This window comes from Micromonospora sp. NPDC048170 (assembly GCF_040652795.1).
Taxonomy (GTDB): Bacteria; Actinomycetota; Actinomycetes; order Mycobacteriales; family Micromonosporaceae; genus Micromonospora.
In genome coordinates this window covers 188,870-207,399 of record NZ_JBEZMR010000005.1, presented here as the reverse complement: position 1 = coordinate 207,399, position 18,530 = coordinate 188,870, and the positions used below count along the sequence as shown (strand labels likewise).

The window sequence follows — 18,530 nt, the reverse complement described above, 5'->3', positions numbered from 1 at the left end:
CGCTCCCCCGGTCGTACCCGCCTCTTGCAGGAGAGACGGCGCCACGTGGCGGCGGGTTGCGGGTGCCCGGCCGGTCGTCGCGAACGCGACAGCGCCCCCGGCGTCGGGACCGGGATCGGTCCGTGGGCCGGGGGCGCTGTCGGGAAGGGCGCGGGTCAGCCGCCCGGGGTGGGTGTGGCGCTGCCGCCCGGTGCCGGGGACGCCGGCGCGCTGGCGCCGGGCGACGGGGAGGCCGGGGCGCTGGCACCGGGGGCCGGGGTGGAGGCGGCCTGCTGGGCCTGCTGGAAGGCGGTGAGCGCCTCGTCCAGCGCCTTCAACGCGCGCCCGTACCGCTCGAAGTCGCCCGAGGTCTGCGCGGCCCGGACCTCCGCGATGGCGGTCTGGACGCGGTTCGCCGCCTCGGCCAGTTCGCCGGTGAGCGGGGGCGCGGTCCCGCCCGGCGGGGTACCGCCGGGCGGCGTGCCACCGGCCGGCGGCGGCGTGCCCGGGACGGTGGCCTGCTTGCCCTGCTCGACGAGCTGCTTGATGCCGTCGGCCACGTTGTTGGCCAGCACCACGTACGAGCCGCCGTCACCGTAGGACATCAGAACCCGCTGCAACAGCGGCGGCGCGTTCTGCGCGGCGGTCTTCACGTAGACCGGCTCGATGTAGAGCATGCCGTCGCCGAACGGCAGGGAGAGCAGGTTGCCGTACTGCACCTGGGCCTGCTGGGACTGGAGCAGGTTGAGCTGCTGCCGGATGTTCGCGTTGTTGGTCATCGACTGGTGCACCTGCACCGGGCCGGAGACCCGCGTCTGGTCGGGCAGGTCGAGCACCTCCAGCCTCGGCTGCCCGTCCACGTACGACCCGGAGATCAGCGCGGCCAGGTTCTCCCGGCCGTTCGGGGTGACCGCCGAGGTGAGTTGGAAGCGCGCCGAGTCCTGGCCGGGGAACTGCGTGAAGAGGTAGTAGGGCGGCTGCTTCTGGCCGGTGTCGGGGGCGTCCGGCACGTTCGGCACCTGCCAGAAGTCCGTCTCCGAGTAGAAGGCGCCCGGGTCGGTCACGTGGAACCGGGTCAGCAGGTTGCGCTGCACCTTGAACAGGTCGGCCGGGTAGCGGAAGTGCTCGGCCAGCTCCGCCGGGATCTCCGACTTCGGCACCACCAGGTCGCCGCCGAACGCCTTGTTCCAGGCCTTGAGCACCGGGTCGGCCTCGTCGAACTCGTAGAGCTTGACCGTGCCGTCGTACGCGTCGACGGTGGCCTTCACGGAGTTGCGGATGTAGTTGACGTTCTCCCGGGCGAGCTGGAAGGTGCCCCGACCGGTCAGCTCGTCGGCCGTCTGCTCCTGGAGGTTGACCCGCTCGGCGTACGGGTAGGTCGCCGCCGTGGTGTAGCCGTCGATGATCCACTGGATCCGGCCGTCCACCACCGCCGGGTACGGGTCGCCGTCGAGGGTGAGGAACGGGGCGACCTTCTCCACCCGGTCCCGGGGGTTACGCACGTAGAGCAGCTTGGAGTTGTCGTTGACCGCGTCGGAGAGCAGGAAGTTCGACTCCTGCTCCTTGATCGCGTAGAGCAGCCGGCGGGTGAACGAGCCGATCTCGACGCCGCCCTCACCGGTGTAGGTGTAGGACTCGCCGCCCTCGCCGACCGGGCGGTCGAACTCCGCCTTCCGCTCCGGGTTGCTCTGGCCGACGATCGCGTAGTCGCTGGAGTCCATCCGCTCGCCGTAGTAGACGCGGGGCTGCTTCGCCGCGATCTGCTCGGTCTGGGCGGCGCACTGCTCGCTCGTCTGCTGGCCCTGCTCCTTCTGCTGCTCCTGCGGGTCGCCCAGGAAGCCGGAGACGAAGAAGGGCTGGCCGCCGCAGACCACCCGGTTGCCGGGCGCCGCCACCAGCCCGTAGCCGTGGGTGTAGACGGTGTGCCGGTTGATCCAGGTGTTCTGCTGGGGGGTCAGCTGCCGGTAGTTGACCTCGCGGAGACCGACCACGTAGTCCTGCACCTTGCCGTTGACCCCGTACCGGTCGACGTCCAGCTTCTCGCCGAAGTCGTAGAACTGCCGGACCTGCTGGCGCTGGGTGTACGTCTCCGAGACCAGTTGCGGGTCGAGCAGCCGGATGTTCGGCACCACGGAGGTGTCCGTGGCCAGGCTCGCCGGTGGGGTCAGGTTGCTCGCCGCGTACGGCGTGGTGGTGGCCGACTGAAGGCCGAACGCCGCGCGGGTGGCGGTGATGCTGCGCTCGATGTACGGCGCCTCCTTCTCCTTCGCGCTGGGCTTGACCTCGAAGGTCTGCACCGCCCAGGGGTAGATGCCGCCGATGGCGACGGCGGAGACGCCCAGCAGCGCGAGCGAGATGCCCGGCCAGACCAGGTTCCGCATCCAGGCGTTGGAGAAGACGATGATCGCGATCGCCACCACGATGGAGATGTACGCGAGGATCTCCTTGGCCGGCAGCAGCGCGTTGACGTCGGCGTAGCCGGCGCCGTAGACGGGACCGTTGCCGTACTCCAGCAGCATCGCCCGCCGGTCCAGCACGTACGCGATCGCCTTCAGCAGGACGAAGACCGCGACGAGCGTGCTCAGGTGGGCCCGGGCGGCGTTGGTCATCCGGTCGCCGACGCCCTGGAGCCGGACGCCGCCGAAGATGTAGTGCACCGCGAGCGCGCCGATCACCGACAGCACCACCGCGGTGAAGCCCACCCCCAGCAGGTAGCGCCAGAACGGCAGCTGGAAGACGTAGAAGCCGACGTCGATGCCGAACTCCGGATCCTTCACGCCGAAGTCCCCGCCGTTGCGGAAGAGCAGCCACTGGTTCCACCGGCTCTGCGCCGACAGCCCGGCGAAGAGGCCGACCATGCCGGCGACCAGCACGATCCACAGGCCGAGCCGGGGGCTCAGCAGCATCCGGTAACGCTCCAGGGTGGCCTGCTCCGGGGAGTGCGGGCGCAGGCGGGGGCGCAGCCGCTGGGCCAGCCAGAGGTTCCCGCCGACGATCAGCGCCATGCCCAGCCCGACGGCGAGGAAGAGCAACACCCGGGTCGTCAGCACTCCCGTGAAGACCCCGGTGTAGCGAACCTCGTCGAACCACAGCCAGTCCGTCCACGCCTGGACGCCCCAGCCGAGCAGGGTGAAGAGCACGAACACCCCGACCAGGACACCGATCGTGACGCGTCCGCGTCGGCTCATCCTCGGCAGGGGGCTGCTGCTACGCATGACCACTGTTGGCTCCGCACGCTCGATGTGATCGGCTCCGACCAGGCACCCAGAGTACGGGGTGTTCCTGAACGTCTCGGCCCAAGGTCACACGGCGAGCGCCCGACGCCACGCCGGACGGCAGGGCCGTCGATGGACGCGTCCCGCTCGGACGCCGCCTCTCGCACGCCGGGACCGCCCGCACGGCAGGGGTCAGCAGCGGGTCGGCTGGCCCCCGGCACGCAGCGTCTCCAGCGCGGTCAGTGCCTCGTCCAGCGAGCCGACCTTCAGCAGCGGCAGCCCGGGCTGCGGGTTGCGGACGGCCTCGGCGCAGTTGTCCGCCGGCACCAGGAAGGCCACCGCGCCGGCGTCCTTCGCGCCCACCAGCTTCTGGGCGATGCCGCCGATCGGGCCGACCCGGCCGGAGTCGTCGATCGTGCCGGTTCCCGCGATGATCTTCCCGCCGGTCAGGTCCTCCGGGGTCAGCTTGTCCACGATGCCGAGGGCGAACATCAGGCCGGCGCTCGGCCCGCCGATGTCCTCCAGGTCGATGCTGAGGGTGAACGGGTGCGGCTGCTGCTGCTCGATGTCGACACCGATGCGGGGCCGGCCGCCCTGCTCCCGGCTGGTGACCGTCGCCGTCGCGGCGACGCCGCCCCGGGTGTAGCCGATCTCCAGCGCGGTCCCGGCCGGTTTCGCCCGGATCAGCTCCGTGAGCCGGGCGGCCAGCGGCACCGGCTGCCCGTCGACCGAGGTCAGCACGTCGCCGGGCTTGAGCACGTCGGCCGCCGGGCCGTCGGCGGCGACGGTCTTGACCACCACCTGCACCGGGTACCCCAGCTCGCGCAGCGCCGCGGTCTCGGCGCTGGTCTGCGAGACCTTGAAGTCCTCCGCGTTGCGCTCCTCGACCTGCTTGCGGCTCTCGCCGGGCGGATACACCAGCTCGCGGGGCACCACCGCCTCGTCGTCGGAGAACCAGCCCTGGATGGCCGAACGCAGCTTGACCGTGGGCTGCACCCCGACCGTGGTCAGCCGGAGCTGACCTGCGGAGGTGGACGTCTCCCGGCCGGTGATCTGGATGACCTCCTTGCCGTCCTCCTTGCCCAGCGTGTTGACGGTCGGCCCGGGGCCGAGCACCACGTACGGGATGGGCGCGCCGAGCACGCCGATGCTGAGCAGAGCGGTGAGCAGAGCACCGAGCAGGACGGTCACGCCGCGACGTCTCATGCGGCAGAGCGTACCGACCGGGGTCGGGGCTTCCGGCGGGTGAATCACGACTTCGCCCTCAGCGCAACGCCAGCGGCGGCTACCTGGGGCGCGGCGCGCGTACCGTAGACGTCGTGCCTGATATTCCGTTCGGTTTCGCGCTCCCCGGTGGGCAACCACCAGACCCCAACGATCCCGCGCAGATGCAGCAGTTCATGTCGCAGTTGCAGCACCTGCTCTCCGCGTCGGGCAGCGGGCCGGTCAACTGGGACCTGGCCCGGCAGGTGGCCGCCAGCCAGCTCGCCGCCTCGGGCGACCCGGCGGTGTCGCCCTTCGAGCGCAACGCGGTGGAGGAGGCGTTGCGGCTCGCCGACCTGTGGCTGGAGCCGGCCTCCGCCCTGCCCTCGGGCATCCAGACCTCGGTGGCCTGGAACCGCAATGAGTGGATCTACAAGACGCTCGACGTCTGGCGCAAGCTCTGCGACCCGGTCGCCAGCCGGATGGTCGGCGCGATGGGTGACCTGGTGCCGCCGGAGGCGCGCGCCCAACTCGGCCCGATGCAGTCGATGGTCGCCACCCTCGGTGGCGCGCTCTTCGGCGGTCAGCTCGGCCAGGCGCTCGGCTCGCTCGCCGCGGAGGTGCTCTCCGCCGGCGACATCGGGCTGCCGCTCGGCCCGGCCGGCACGGCCGCGCTGATCCCGGCCAACATCCGGGCGTACGGCGAGGGCCTGGAGCTGCCCGAGGACGAGGTCCGCCTCTACGTGGCCCTGCGCGAAGCCGCCCACCAGCGGCTCTTCCAGCACGTGCCGTGGCTGCGCGGGCACGTGCTCAACGCCGTCGAGATGTACGCCGCCGGCATCCGGGTCAACCGGGAGGCGATCGAGGAGGCGATGGGCCGGGTCGACCCGACCGACCCGGAGTCGATGCAGGCGATCGCGCTGGAGGGCATCTTCACCCCGGAGGACAGCCCCGCGCAGAAGGCGTCGCTGGCCCGGTTGGAGACCGCCCTTGCCCTGGTCGAGGGCTGGGTGTGCCACGTGGTGGACAGCGCGGCGAGCGGCCGGCTGCCCAACGTCGTGAGCCTCGGCGAGGCGTTCCGCCGCCGCCGGGCGGCCGGTGGCCCCGCCGAGCAGACCTTCGCGGCGCTGGTCGGCCTGGAGCTGCGTCCACGCCGGCTGCGTGAGGCGGCGGCGCTCTGGGCGGCACTGACCGAGCACCGGGGCATCGCCGGCCGGGACGCCCTGTGGGGCCACCCCGACCTGCTCCCCTCGGACGACGACTTCGCCGACCCGGTGGCCTTCGCGATGTCCGAATTCGACCTCAGCGAGCTGGAGAGCTTCGACTTCGGCGCGCCGGGTGGCCCGGAGGAGAAGGCCCCGGGCGAGCCGGAGCGGCGTCCGGACGACACCGACGGCGGCGACTCGCGCCCCTGACCCGGCCAGCAGCGGGTGCCGCCCGACCTGCCAGGGTCGGGCGGCCTGACCGTGATCCGGTCGCCCGACCGTGGTCTGGGCAGTGGTCTGGCGACACTCTGGCCCGGTGGTCGGGTCAGCGAGGCCGGGCGGTGCCGGAGAGCAGGGCGCGGGTGGCCTCCCAGCCCTCCACCGCCGGATCGAGGAAGGCCAGGTCACCCGGCCCGCGCAGGCGCCGCCAGGCCGGGGTGACCGCCAGGTCGCCGGGTCGCGGCGCTGCCGCGCGCACGGCCGCGGGCCGCGAATTGTCCATGTCCAGCGCCGGCAGCCACGCCGGTACGGGCAGACGCGTGGCCACACCGAGCAACCCCGGTCCGCCACCCTCGACCGGCGCGACCGCGACCGACCGGGTGGTCAGCGGCCGCAGCAGCTTGCCGATGGTCAGGCCCGGCACGTCCGGCGCGTCGCCGGCGATCACGGCCACCTGGTCGTAGCCGGCGCCGGCTAGGGCGGCGAAGACGGCGTTCGGAGTCGCCTCGGGTACCTCGTACACGGCCGTGTCCGGCCAGACCACCACGTCGGCCAACTGCCGGTCCGTCGGGGTGACGGCGACCGCCGTCTCCACCTCGTTGAGCGTGGCGAGCAGGTCGACCACGTCCTCGGCGAGCGCGGCCCGCCAGTCCACCGGGTCGACGCCGGGCGGCGCCCAGGCCACCGGTCCGAGCAACGCCACCACCACACGTCGGGCCACCCCACGACCCTAGCCGGGCCCCGCCCGGACCGAGGGCGCGGGACAACGAGCCCAGAACGACTATCGCGGGCGGGGCCGTGCGCCGAACGACGAGCGACAGGCGCGGAACGACAGGCGCAGGCACGAGACGACGAGCGTGAGCGCAGAACGACGGGCGCGGGCGGACGCGGGCACGGGCGGGCACGGGGCGGGCGGGCGGGGGCGGGGGCGGGGCGGGACGAGCTGACTCAGCCGGTGGTCCTCGCCGGTTGAGCGACGAGTGCGGGCGCGAGACGACGAGCGACAGGCGCGGGATCACCAGCGACGACGGGCACCCCGACCGTGGGGGCCATCAGCCGGAAGCGTGGCTGGGCGGCCATCATGAGGCGGTGTCGAGATCTTGGTAGAAACATGCCCCTGGAGGGGCCGTTTCCTGCCAAGATCTTGCCGGCTCCACGCTTCGGCACAGTCAAAGCACCGGCAACCCCGGACGTATGTCGGGAACGGCGCGTGCCGGAGACCGCGCGCCGGCCGGAAACCGCGCATGCCAGCAACGGGCGTGTCAGCAACAGCGCGTGTCGGCAACGGCGCCGATGCCCAAGACGGCGCAGGTGCCGGCAACGGCGCGGACGCCGAAGACGGCACGGATGCCAGAGACGGCATGTGCCGGAGTGAGCTGCACGGCACCGCACGTCGAGGGGTCAGTCCGTCAGCGGGGTGCCGGAGACCGCCGCGACGCCCTCCAGGTAGCCGCGCGCCCGCTCGGACTTCGGGTAGCGCGCGACGAGCGCCCAGAACCGGGCGTTGTGGCTGGGCACGATGAGGTGCGCCAGCTCGTGCAGGAGCACGTAGTCGATCACCCAGTCGGGCATGTCCTGGACGCGGTGCGAGATCCGGATCGTGCCGTCGGCCGGGGTGCAGGACCCCCATCGGCCGTTCTGGTTGGTGACCCAGCGGACGCTCGTCGGCACGGCCTGCGTGCCGTGCTCGGCGAGGTAGAGCTTGATCAGGCGGGTCGCCCGGGCGAGCAACTCGGCGTCGGACCGGGCGAGGCGTCCCTCCCGGGCGGCGAGCCGGGCGAGCATCCTGTCGACCCACTCGCTCTCCTCGGCCCGGGAGAACTGGTCGGGGATGAGGACGACGACCCGCTCACCATCGCGGTACGCGGACACCGTGCGTCGCCGACGCTGGCTGCGTCGCACTTCGACGACCGGCTTCCGCGCCCCTGCCATCAGTGGGCCGCGCAGCCTCGGATTCCTGCCACGAAGGAAAGCTAATGCGTACTGACCAGGGGTCCGCAAGGGTCAACACCCCGACAGTCGCCCGGAAAATGGTGATTGGTCGCCCGGAGTCCCGAAAAAATCTTTGCCGGGCTGCGGCGAATCGTCGCCGTCACCCTTCGTGGCGGCCGTCGGTTGGTACGACGGGGACGCATCCACACCGTAGGTGATCTCCGTTGCGAGCGCACCCCGGGGTGCCCCGCACGGGGCATCTGGCCGGATTCGGTCGGCGTGTCCCCGCGAAACTGACTTATCCGACGTAATTCGCCATGCACACTCTCGACGTCGACTTGCTCACAGTGACGAAGCACAGCTGACATGGAACTGCCCAGACCTGGGTAGGGTCCGCGCACCAGCGGTCACGAGCGTGGCCGTGGGAGAACGACCCAGCGCCGGCGCCCGAGTGGCCCGCCGCCGGGAACCCCGCCGGGACGGCATCGGCCGGCGGACGAGACGAGGAGGGCACCGTGGCCGACCAGGCCCAGACCTACAACGGTTACTGCGTCAAGTGCAAGGAGAAGCGGGACTTCGAGGGCCGCGTCGAGGTCTCGAAGACCGGGATGAACATGGCCAAGGGCAAGTGTCCGGTGTGCGGCACAACAGTGAACCGCATCCTGGGTAAGGCGAAGGTCTGACGCGTACGGATGCGTCGGAGGGGGCGGCCGTCGGCCGCCCCCTCCGGCACGACCACACCTGATCCGCCGCTCGCCCGACCACCGGCGGCGCCCCGCCCTCCGCCCGGCCGGCGCACCCCGCCCTCGCGCCAGCGCGCCCGCCGCCAACTGTCGGCTCGCCGACATGGTTACCAGCCGGTTGTGGATATCCCCGGAAAGTCCTGTGGACAGCCCTGGACAGGGCACCGCGCACCTGTGGACAACGATCGACGGTGAGCGCAGGCACGGTCACTGTTCGTGTCATGCCCCGTGTCACACTGCCCCGACCCACCCTGCTGCCGGGCCTCACCAGACTCTGGCGGGACCGCCACACCCTCCAACTCGGTGTCGAGGCCGGTCGCGCCGTGCTGCTGGAGGTCACCGACCCCCGGGCCGCCCGGCTGCTCGACCTGCTCGACGGCACCCGCAGCGAACGGCTCGTCCTGGCGCACGCCGTCGCCGCCGAGGTGGCCCCCGACGAGGCCCGCGCCCTGCTCGACGCCCTGCGCGCGGCCGGCCTGGTCGTACCCGCGCACACCCTGCTGCCGAAGGACCTGGCCGGCCCGCCCCGGGCCCGGCTCACCGCCGAGGCCGGGGCGCTCGCCCTGGCCGCCGCCCGACTGCCGGGCACGCCCGCCCAGGTGCTGCGCCGTCGGCTCGCCGCCCGGGTGGTGGTCAGCGGCACCGGCCACCTCGGCGCTCCGGTCGCCCTCGCGCTGGCCCAGGCGGGAGTCGGGCACGTGCACCCCGACCTGGCCGGCCCGGTGCGACCGGCGGACCTGGTCGGCACCGGCATCCCGGCCGCCGCGCTCGGCCGCCCGCTCGCCCCTGCGGTACGCGACGCCGTCGAGCGGACCGCCCCCGGCACCGGCACGGGTCCCCTCCGGCGGGGTCGGGTCGACCTGGTCGTGCAGCTCGGTGCGGACCGACCGGCCGCCCTGCTCGCCGCCGGTCACACCCAACGCCGCCAGCCGCACCTGCTGCTCAGCCTCCGGGAGGGCGTGCCCGTGGTCGGTCCCCTCGTCCGCCCGCCCGCCGGCCCCTGCCTGAACTGCCTCGACCTGCACCGGGCGGACCGGGACCCGGACTGGCCGGCGCTGGCCGCCCAGCTCGCCACCGGCGCCGGCGAGCAGGCGTGCGCCACCGCGACCCTCCTGGCCGCCGGGGCGTACGCGGCAGCCGAGGCGCTGACCCAGCTCGACGGGGGCACCCCGGAGACCCTGGGCTGCGCGGTGGAGATCGCCGGGGCGGGGCGGTTCCGCCGCCGGACGTGGCCGCCACATCCCTCCTGCGGATGCTCCCGACGACGCCGGTGACAGCCCTCCGAGGCGGGGACAGGCACCCAGCCCGGCGGCAGAGCAGCCGCGGGCCCCCGGAGTCGGTAACAATGACCGGGTGACCGACATCCCGCGCCGGGCCGTGTCCCGGACCGCCAAGCTCGCCGCTCTGCCGCTCGGCTTCGCCGGTCGGACCGTCCTCGGCATGGGTAAGCGCGTCACCGGGCTCGCCTCCGACGTGATCTCCGCAGAGATCCAGCAACGCACCGCCGAGCAGCTTTTCAGCGTGTTGGGGCAGCTCAAGGGCGGGGCGATGAAGTTCGGCCAGGCGCTGTCGGTCTTCGAGGCCGCCCTGCCCGAGGAGATCGCCGCCCCGTACCGGCAGGCGCTGACCAAGCTCCAGGAGGCCGCGCCGCCGCTGCCGGTGGCCAGCGTGCACAAGGTGCTCGCCGAGCAGCTCGGCCCGGACTGGCAGGACCGGTTCGTGGAGTTCGACGACACCCCCGCCGCCGCGGCCAGCATCGGCCAGGTGCACCGCGCGGTCTGGCGGGAGCCGGGCTACGGCCCCTCCGGCGAACCGCACACCCGCGACGTGGCTGTCAAGATCCAGTACCCGGGCGCCGGAGACGCCCTACTGACCGACCTCAAGCAGCTCTCCCGGCTCGGCGGGATGTTCCGGGCCATCCAGCCCGGGCTGGACGTCAAGCCGCTCCTGGTGGAGCTGCGCGAACGGATCACCGAGGAGCTCGACTACGAGCTGGAGGCCGAGTCGCAGCGCGCCTTCGCCGCCGCGTACGCCGACGATCCGGAGATCCACATCCCGGCGGTGGTCTCCGCGTCGCCCCGGGTGCTGGTCACCGAATGGGTCGAGGGCACCCCGCTGGCGGACATCATCCGCGAGGGCACCGAGGAGCAGCGCGACGAGGCCGGCCGGCTGATGGCCATCCTGCACCTGTCCGCCCCGCAGCGGGCCGGGCTGCTGCACGCCGACCCGCACCCGGGCAACTTCCGGCTGCTGGCGGACGGCCGGCTCGGCGTGATCGACTTCGGCGCGGTGGCCCGGATGCCGGAGGGCACGCCCGAGCCGATCGGCCGCATCGCCGCGACGGCGTTGCGGGGCGACGCCGACGAGGTGGTGGCGGGCCTGCGGGCGGAGGGTTTCATCGGCTCCACCGAGGAGATCGACGCGCAGGCGGTGCTCGACTTCCTCCGCCCGATGCTGGAGCCCATCGCCGCCAAGGAGTTCCGGTTCAGCCGGGCCTGGCTGCGCGCGGAGGCGACCCGGTTGGCCAGCCCCCGCTCCCCCGCGTACCAGTTGAGCCGGCAGCTCAACCTGCCGCCGTCGTACCTGCTCATCCACCGGGTGACGCTCGGGTCGATCGGCGTGCTGTGCCAACTGGAGGCGAAGGCCCCCTACCGGGGCATCCTGGAGCGCTGGCTGCCCGGCTTCGCCCCGGTCGGCTGAGCGCCCGTCGAACGGGCGGCGGTCACGCCGGCTGTGCGCCGAACGGGACGAGTGTCCGGCAGGCGGCGGTTGGCGGGACGGGGCACGGAACGCGCTGAGGGGCGGTGGCCGGATTCCGGCCACCGCCCCTCGGCATCTCGGTGGTACTAGAGAACGCCCAGGTCGCGCGCCGCTCGGTTGCGGCTGTTCATGGCGACGGTACGGGCGGAAAGGGTTGCCTCAGTGCTCGTGGTGGTACGACCGGCCTGAGGCCGGCGCATTCGAGCCCGGGACAACGCTTCGTGAAGTAGTTGCATCTCGGCGACTCCGTCCAGAACGTTCAGCATCGTGGTCAGCTCTCTCGTCGCCGGCGTGGCACCGGCGTGGGTGGGATGGATCGGGTGCATGTCAGGCCGCCAGCCGGACCGTGGTGCGCGACTCGGACAGCCCACTGGCCGCCAGTCGGGCCTCGGCCTCGACCCGGAGCGCCGCGTCGCGGGCGAGGTCCTCCTTGCGCGGGCGGCCACGGGGCCGCTTGCGCGGGACGACCGCGCCACGCTCGAAGATCTCGCCGCCCCAGACGCCCCACGGCTCGGCCCGCTCGACCGCCCCGGCCAGGCACTCGACGCGCAGCGGGCAGTCCCCGCAGAGCGACTTGGCCAGCTCGAGCTCGGCGGGCGAGTCGGAGAACCACAGGTCGGGGTCGAACTTCCGGCAGGGCAGGTTCGCCTCCACTTCGACGCTCACGTCGAGCGGGGCCAACGCCAGACTCATCGCCCGGTCACCTCTCTCTCACTTCGATCTCGTGGATCGCATTTCCGACGTACTTTTGGCGGGCAAAAAACTGAGGCCGCGGATCCCGGTAGCGGGTTCCGCGGCCTCGAGGTGAGCCGGTGGTCTGAGATCAGACCGGTCTACCTCGAGGTGGAACTCCGCGGACGTCCATACGCCGCTTGGCGACATCGACGCCCTTGCCCGTGAAGCCACTGGTGCCCTGGATCCCGTTTGGCGCGGTGGCGAGGATCAGCTCGGCCTGAACCTCGACCTGGTGCACCTGGGAAACCGACGGTCGCGCAGCGGCGAGGGCCACCCGGACAACCGACAGCGGAGCGACGACAGCGGGCAGCGCCGCCGGACGCTCGCAGTTGTAGACGATCTCCATGGGGGCCACCTCCTCTGACGTTCTCTCGTGCCGAAACGGTCTCTACCCCTCGTGAGCAGCCCGAATGGCGCCGCTCGCGAGGTGTGTCATGAGGCTATTCCTCGCCACCGGGCGAGGGCAAACGAATTTACGGCGAGATTTCGAAAGTTTTCTCAGGGCAGATGTCGTCGACCGCCGCGCCCGCCACCAGCGCCAGCACCGCCTCCCCGTAGAGGCCGAGCTTCCGGGGCCCGATACCGGCGATGGCGATCAGCTCCTCCGCCCGGCCGGGGCGCCGCTCCGCGAGCGCGACCAGCGTGGCGTCGGTGAAGACCACGTAGGCCGGTACCCGCTGCCCGCCCGACACCCGCCGGCGCCACTCGCACAGCCGTTCGTGCAGCTCCTCGTCGATGTCCGACGGGCAGGTCGGGCAGCGGCCGAGCTTACGGTCCGGCCCGGCGAGCAGGGTGGCGCCGCAGATCCGGCAGGAGACGATCTGGGTCCGGCGACGCTCCGGGCGGCGCGCCGCCGGGGTCGCCCCGGCCCGCTCCGTCCCGCCGGAGCGGTCGAGCTGCGGCAGGAACCGCGAGGGCCGCCGGGCCCGCCCGCCCGGGGAACGGGCCGAGGCGTACGACAGCCAGAGCCACTCCCTCGCCCGGGTGAGGCCGACGTAGAGCAGCCGGCGCTCCTCCTCGACCTGCTCGACGGTCTTGGCGTACGTGGTGGGCAGGGTGCCCTCGGAGAGACCGACCAGGAAGACGGCGTCCCACTCCAGGCCCTTGGCGGAGTGCAGCGAGGCCAGGGTCACCCCGTCGACCGTCGGCACGTGCTGTGCGGCGGCCCGGCGGGCCAGCTCGTCGTTGAAGTCGGCCAGGGTGACCGGGCGCTCGACCGAGGCGGCCGGCCCGATCGGCAGCACCTGCGGGGTGGCCGCGTACTCCTCGGCGAGTTGCACCAGCGCGGCAAGCGCCTCCCACCGCTCGCGGGCGGCGCCACCGGCCGGGGCGGCGTCGGGGGCCCAGCCGACGGCGGCGAGCGCCTCGACCACGGCGGCGGGCAGCGGGGTCTCCCCGGGGATCGAGCGGGTGGCGGCCCGCAGGGCGACCATCGCCTGCCGGACCTCGGCACGCTCGAAGAACCGCTCCGCCCCCTGCACCACGTACGGCACCTGCGCCTCGGTCAGCGCCTTCTCGTACGCCTCGGACTGCGCGTTGGTCCGGAACAGCACGGCGATCTCCTTCGCCGGGGTGCCCGCGTCGACCAGGGTGCGGCAGCGGGCGGCGACGGCATTGGCCTCGGCCGGCTCGTCGGTGAAGATCCGCACCTGCGGATCGGGGCCGGGCGGGCGCTGGCCGACCAGTTCCAGGCGCAGCCGCGCCTCGGCGCCCCGCGCCTGGGAGATCACCGCGTTGGCCAGCCCGACGACCTGCGGGGTGGATCGGTAGTCGCGGACCAGCCGGACCACCGTCGCCCCCCGGTACCGGCGCGGGAAGTCGACCAGGTAGGACGAGGTGGCCCCGGTGAACGAGTAGATCGTCTGGCTGGCGTCGCCGACCACGGTCAGGTCGTCCCGCCCGCCCAGCCACGCCTCCAGCAGCCGCTGCTGGAGCGGGTTGACGTCCTGGTACTCGTCGACGACGAAGTGCCGGTACTGGGCGCGGACCTGCTCGGCGACGTCCCGGTGCTCCTCGATGCCCCAGACCGCGGCGCGCAGCATGTCCTCGAAGTCGATCACCCCGTTGGACCGTTTGAGCCGCTCGTACGCCGCGAAGACCTCCGCGACCCGGGCCGGCTCGTGCGGGGTGTCCCGCATCGCCTTGGCCGCCGCGACGACGTACTCCCCCGGCTCCACCAGCGACGACTTGGCCCACTCGATCTCACCGGCGAGGTCCCGGGCGGCCGCCCGGTCAGCGCGCAGGCCGGCCTTGGCCGCGGCGAGGGTGACCAGCCGGACCTTGCTGTCCAGCAGTTCGGGCATCGCCCGCCCCTCCAGCAGCCGGGGCGCGAAGTAGCGCACCTGGCGCAGCGCCGCGGCGTGGAACGTCCGCGCCTGGACTCCGCCCACCCCGAGCGTGGCGAGTCGGGCCCGCATCTCGGCGGCGGCGCGGGCCGTGAAGGTCACCGCGAGCACGTGCCGGGCGGAGATCTCCCCGGAGAGTGCCCGGTGGGCGATCCGGGAGGTGACCGCGCGGGTCTTGCCGGTGCCGGCGCCGGCCAGGATGCAGACCGGACCGGCGGGGGCGGTCACGGCCGAGCGCTGCTCCGGGTCGAGCCCGGCGAGCACGCGTTCGGATGCTGAGTGAACCACCACAGCGAGGAATTGTCTCAGCTCCGCCGGACGTTGCAGCGGTTAGCCTGGGCTTGACCGGCAAGCCGCCGTGGACCGTTGGAGGATCTGAGCATGCTGACGATGTATTCCACCCCCTGGTGCGGCTACTGCCACCGGTTGAAGTCGCAGCTCGACCGGGAGGGCATCAGCTACGAGGTGGTCGACATCGAGCAGGACCCGAAGGCCGCGGAATTCGTGATGAGCGTCAACGGCGGCAACCAGACCGTCCCGACGCTGCGTTTCGCCGACGGCAGCGCCCTGACCAACCCCTCGATCACCCAGGTCAAGCAGCACCTGACCACGATCGACGCCTGACCCGCGCGCCATCCACCGACGAGCGGCCGCCCACCCGGGCCGGCCGCTCGTCGCGTCCTGCCGTCCGCCCGACGCGCCGACGGTCCCCGGTCCGTCCTTCACCCTCCCGGGCTCGGCGGTGTCGTACCGACGACCTCCTGGCCCGCGGTGTCGGCCCGGTCGGCGGGGCTGGGCCCGGCGGCCGGCCGGCGGGGGGCGGGGATCCGGGCGGGCGGCGGCGGGCTGAGCGTGCGGCCGTGCCAGAGGTAGCCGCCGGCGAGCAGGGTGGCCACCCCGATCAACGCGAACAGGAAGCGGTAGTCCAGCACCCCGACGACCAACGCCCCCGCGCCGATGGAGAGCGCCTGCGGGCCGCTGACCACGGCCTCCGAGGCCGCGGCGACCCGGCCGAGCAGCCCCGGCGGGGTACGCCGCTGGATCAGCGTGTGCAGCCCGACCATGGTCAGCGGCAGCGACACCCCGGCCAGCAGCACCGCGACGAAGCCGAGCCAGAGGTTCGGATACACCAGCGCCAGCGAGGCCGGCCCGAAGAACGCCACCCCGGCGGCGAGCGTCCCCACCTCGCCCGCGCGGCGTACCACGGCCGGGGAGAGCAGCCCGCCGACCAGTCCGCCGATGCCCTGCACGGTGACCAGTACGCCGACGAACGCGGCGTCCCGGCGGAGCCCCTGGTCGACGTACGCGAAGATCAGCGACTCGCTGAAGCCCATCGCCAGCGACCCCAGCGCGTAGCCGAGCAGCGCCCGGCGCAGCGCCGGCTCCCCGGCCAGGTGCCGCAGCCCGGCGCTCAGCTCGGCCGGCCAGCGTAGCCCCGGCCCGGCGGGCGGCGTCTCCGGCGCGCGGATCAGGCTCACCACGACGGCTGCCGACAGGAAGCCGGCCATCCCGATCACGGCCAGGATCCAGCCACCGACGGCGGCGTAGAGCCCGGCACCGGCCAGCGGGCCGATCAGCCGCAGCCCCTGGCGCACGGTCTGGAGCACCCCGTTCGCCTCGGCCAGCAGCTCCACCGGCACGAGCTGGCGGATCAGGCCGCTGAGCACCGCGCTGAGCGTGATGTACGACAGGCCGTACAGGGCGGCCACCATGTAGATGATCCACACGTCGGTCCGGTCCCGTACCGCGAGGAGCGGGGTGAGCAGCACGGCCGTGACCAGGTTCGCCGCCACGAAGAACGGACGCCGAGGGTAGCGGTCGACGATCCATCCCACCAGCGGGGCCAGGGTCATCGGGGCGATGACCGCGAAGATGGTGGCACCGGCCAGCCCGTCCGACCCGGTCAGGTCCTTCACCCAGATGGCGAGGGCCAGCAGCAGGATCGACTCGGCGGCCATGCTGGCGAGCAGGCCACCGAAGAGCAGGCGGAATTCCGGGCGGCGCAGGACGGTGCGCATGGGGGTCCCTCCGGCGGGGGTGGTGCGCGGTATGGCGCGGGTGGGGGTGGCGCGGGCGGGCCGACGGCGCCGCTCCGGACGCCGTACCCTCCACGGTCCTCTTTCTGCGAGACACGCCCCCACCGGAACCTCCGACGGGAGTCGCGCCGTCCATACTGACCGTGGGGGGTGAATTTCATACAGTTACCGTCGCGTCCGCGTCGGTCCACGGGAAAGAGGACGTCGTGCCTCCTGCCTCACCCAGCCCGATCCTGCGCCGCCGCAGGTTGGGCACCGAACTGCGCCGGCTGCGCGAGGCCGCGGGTCTCACGGGAGACCATGTCATCGAGCGGATCGGCTGGGCGTCCGCGTCCAAGTTGTCCCGGCTGGAGAACGGCCGCAGCCGCCCGGACCCGGACGACGTCCACGTACTGCTGGATCTCTACGGCGCCGACGAGGCGCTGCGCCGGGAACTTCTCGGCATCACCCAGGAGGCCGGCGACATCCGCGGCTGGCTGCGGAACTACCCGGTGATGACCCAGCAGCAGCGCAGCTTCGCCGAACTGGAGGCGGGCTGCGCGGAGATCTCGGAATACAACCCGGTCCTGGTGCCGGGCCTGCTCCAGACGCCGGAGTACGCGTCGGTGCGGATCGCCTCGGCCCGGCAGGTCGGCGAGGAGGCCGGCGACCCGGAGGCCGGGGAGGACATCGACATCGAGGTGCGGGCCCGGCTGGCCCGCCAGTCGCTGCTCACCCGCGCCACCGACGCGCCCCGCTACACGGCGGTGCTGGAGGAGGCGGCGCTCGGCGGCCGGACCGGGCCGCCGGAGGTGCTGCGCGAGCAGCTCGTGCAGCTCTGCGACCTGGCGATGCTGCCGAACATCACGCTGCACGTGCTGCCGCGCGACACCCAGATCGGCGACTGGTACCTCCCGCCGACCGCGTTCTCGGTGTACCGGTTCGCGGATCCGCTCGATCCGGAGACGCTGGCGATCGAAGGGGGGTTCACCGACGTCATGTCGACCGAGGCAAACGCCTTAAATCGCTATAAAGTGGTGTTCGAGTGGCTATGCACGGCGGCGCTCTCCGAATCGGACACCCTCTCCTGGCTGATCGAGGCGACGGGGCGGCTGCCCGGCACGGCGACCGCGTCCACGGTGGCGTACGGATCGGCAACGGCGCCGGGCCAGCGCCGCCGGCACTCCGGGCGCCTGACGGAATGGTGACCACGGGGGACCACCGTCGGGTCGTGCGGCGCCACTCGTCCATCGGAGCAGTTCACGTCAGGAGTGGCACGATGAACGAGATCCGCAACACGCCGTCCACATTCGCCCAGCTCACGGACGCCCCGTGGCGTAAGAGCACGCGCAGCCAGACCTCGAACTGCGTCGAGGTCGCACCACTGAGGACCGGGCCGGCCGCGGTGGCCCTGCGGGACAGCAAGGACCAGAACGGTCCCGTACTGCTGTTCAACCGGGCGGGCTGGCTGGGCTTCATCGCCGGCGCGAAGAACGGACAGTTCGATCTGAACTGATCCGCCGACCGTCGCGGGGCCGCCGGCACGATGCCGGCGGCCTCGTCGCGTCTGCGCCCTGCCACCCCGCCGACCAGGCATCCGCTGATCGGACGAGGGTGCGGACCGATCGTCGCGTTTCACTTGATGAGACGACCGCGCGGCGTAACATGAGCGCAGAGTGACGTAGAACTTCCACCCGTTCTCGACCGTCGCGATTCATCCGGAGACCCAGATGCGTTTCCTGATCGTTCGCACCGACATCCGCGCCGTCGCCGACGTGGACATCGCCGCCGCGTGGGCGTGCGGTGACCGCCTGCGGGACGAGACCACCACACCCGAACCGCGCCGCCAGATCGTGCACGCCGAGGAGCGCGACGCCGCGCTGCTGCTGGCCCGGGCCCTCGCCACGGTCGGCGCGGTCCGCGCCGGAAAGCAACGGGTCAAGGTGCTCCCGCTTGACGAGCCGCGCCTCGGCCGCCGGGCCACGCCCGGCGACCGCGGCAGCTGACCCGCACCCAGACGTCCGCCGTGGTCGGACCGGCTCCCCCGCCGCGCACCTTGCCCCAGCCGACCACGGCGGCCCGGGTTCCCGGTCCGTGACCGTCGCGGCAACGACGGCCACGGACCGGGGGCCGCACGACCACCCCCGCCGCCCCGCCCGCCCCTCGCCCCCTCGCCCGC

At 72.8% G+C, this 18,530-nt stretch carries 16 protein-coding genes; 8 read left to right on the top strand and 8 right to left on the bottom strand.

From position 1 onward, the window contains the following. Positions 1–155 precede the first annotated feature (155 nt). Both AB0D32_RS11455 and AB0D32_RS11450 read right to left on the bottom strand, forming a co-directional pair. Positions 156–3,194, bottom strand: a complete 3,039-nt coding sequence (locus AB0D32_RS11455; RefSeq protein ID WP_357087911.1) for a UPF0182 family protein — start codon at positions 3,192–3,194, stop codon at positions 156–158. A 192-nt stretch (positions 3,195–3,386) separates the two neighbouring features. Continuing rightward, a complete protein-coding gene (locus AB0D32_RS11450) occupies positions 3,387–4,400 on the bottom strand; it encodes a PDZ domain-containing protein (protein ID WP_357087909.1) in 1,014 nt (337 codons plus the stop codon). Positions 4,401–4,513: 113 nt separating this feature from the next. Between AB0D32_RS11450 and AB0D32_RS11445 the strand changes: the two genes are divergently transcribed. Further along, positions 4,514–5,812 carry a zinc-dependent metalloprotease gene (locus tag AB0D32_RS11445; RefSeq protein WP_357087907.1) on the top strand — a complete coding sequence of 433 codons (1,299 nt, stop codon included), beginning with the start codon at positions 4,514–4,516 and terminating at the stop codon, positions 5,810–5,812. Positions 5,813–5,927: 115 nt separating this feature from the next. Here AB0D32_RS11445 and AB0D32_RS11440 read toward each other — a convergent pair whose 3' ends face one another. Then, on the bottom strand, positions 5,928–6,542 hold the full coding sequence (locus AB0D32_RS11440; RefSeq protein WP_357087905.1) for a hypothetical protein: 615 nt from the start codon (positions 6,540–6,542) through the stop codon (positions 5,928–5,930). 680 nt (positions 6,543–7,222) lie between these two features. Further along, positions 7,223–7,753, bottom strand: coding sequence for a M48 family metallopeptidase (locus tag AB0D32_RS11435; RefSeq protein WP_357087903.1), 531 nt, complete (start codon positions 7,751–7,753; stop codon positions 7,223–7,225). A gap of 515 nt (positions 7,754–8,268) precedes the next feature. Here AB0D32_RS11435 and AB0D32_RS11430 point away from each other — a divergent pair. The 3 genes from AB0D32_RS11430 (at position 8,269) to AB0D32_RS11420 (ending at position 11,196) form a co-directional block, all read left to right on the top strand. Next, positions 8,269–8,436: a DUF5679 domain-containing protein gene (locus AB0D32_RS11430; RefSeq protein WP_012014940.1), complete on the top strand. Its 168-nt coding sequence runs from the start codon at positions 8,269–8,271 to the stop codon at positions 8,434–8,436. A 281-nt stretch (positions 8,437–8,717) separates the two neighbouring features. Further along, positions 8,718–9,770 (top strand): TOMM precursor leader peptide-binding protein, encoded by a 1,053-nt coding sequence (locus AB0D32_RS11425; protein WP_357087900.1) that lies wholly within the window; start codon positions 8,718–8,720, stop codon positions 9,768–9,770. A gap of 79 nt (positions 9,771–9,849) precedes the next feature. Continuing rightward, on the top strand, positions 9,850–11,196 hold the full coding sequence (locus AB0D32_RS11420) for an AarF/ABC1/UbiB kinase family protein (RefSeq protein WP_357087898.1): 1,347 nt from the start codon (positions 9,850–9,852) through the stop codon (positions 11,194–11,196). Positions 11,197–11,583: 387 nt separating this feature from the next. Here the strand turns inward: AB0D32_RS11420 and AB0D32_RS11415 are convergent, their stop codons facing one another. From AB0D32_RS11415 to AB0D32_RS11405, 3 genes are all read right to left on the bottom strand, one after another. Next, positions 11,584–11,949: a WhiB family transcriptional regulator gene (locus AB0D32_RS11415; RefSeq protein ID WP_088998544.1), complete on the bottom strand. Its 366-nt coding sequence runs from the start codon at positions 11,947–11,949 to the stop codon at positions 11,584–11,586. Between the two features lie 130 nt (positions 11,950–12,079). Further along, entirely contained in the window at positions 12,080–12,337 is a 258-nt protein-coding gene (locus AB0D32_RS11410; protein ID WP_357087895.1) for a hypothetical protein, read from the bottom strand. Positions 12,338–12,464: 127 nt separating this feature from the next. Beyond that, positions 12,465–14,627 (bottom strand): ATP-dependent DNA helicase UvrD2, encoded by a 2,163-nt coding sequence (locus AB0D32_RS11405; RefSeq protein ID WP_357087892.1) that lies wholly within the window; start codon positions 14,625–14,627, stop codon positions 12,465–12,467. Positions 14,628–14,717: 90 nt separating this feature from the next. Here AB0D32_RS11405 and AB0D32_RS11400 point away from each other — a divergent pair, with 90 nt between their 5' ends. Then, positions 14,718–14,960 (top strand): mycoredoxin, encoded by a 243-nt coding sequence (locus AB0D32_RS11400; RefSeq protein WP_357087890.1) that lies wholly within the window; start codon positions 14,718–14,720, stop codon positions 14,958–14,960. A 98-nt stretch (positions 14,961–15,058) separates the two neighbouring features. Here the strand turns inward: AB0D32_RS11400 and AB0D32_RS11395 are convergent, their stop codons facing one another. Further along, on the bottom strand, positions 15,059–16,354 hold the full coding sequence (locus AB0D32_RS11395; protein WP_357087888.1) for an MFS transporter: 1,296 nt from the start codon (positions 16,352–16,354) through the stop codon (positions 15,059–15,061). A 224-nt stretch (positions 16,355–16,578) separates the two neighbouring features. Here AB0D32_RS11395 and AB0D32_RS11390 point away from each other — a divergent pair, with 224 nt between their 5' ends. From AB0D32_RS11390 to AB0D32_RS11380, 3 genes are all read left to right on the top strand, one after another. After that, entirely contained in the window at positions 16,579–17,559 is a 981-nt protein-coding gene (locus AB0D32_RS11390; RefSeq protein WP_357087884.1) for a helix-turn-helix transcriptional regulator, read from the top strand. Positions 17,560–17,630: 71 nt separating this feature from the next. Next, on the top strand, positions 17,631–17,867 hold the full coding sequence (locus tag AB0D32_RS11385) for a DUF397 domain-containing protein (RefSeq protein WP_357087882.1): 237 nt from the start codon (positions 17,631–17,633) through the stop codon (positions 17,865–17,867). Positions 17,868–18,081: 214 nt separating this feature from the next. Beyond that, positions 18,082–18,357 (top strand): hypothetical protein, encoded by a 276-nt coding sequence (locus tag AB0D32_RS11380; RefSeq protein WP_357087879.1) that lies wholly within the window; start codon positions 18,082–18,084, stop codon positions 18,355–18,357. The last annotated feature ends 173 nt before the right edge of the window (positions 18,358–18,530 follow it).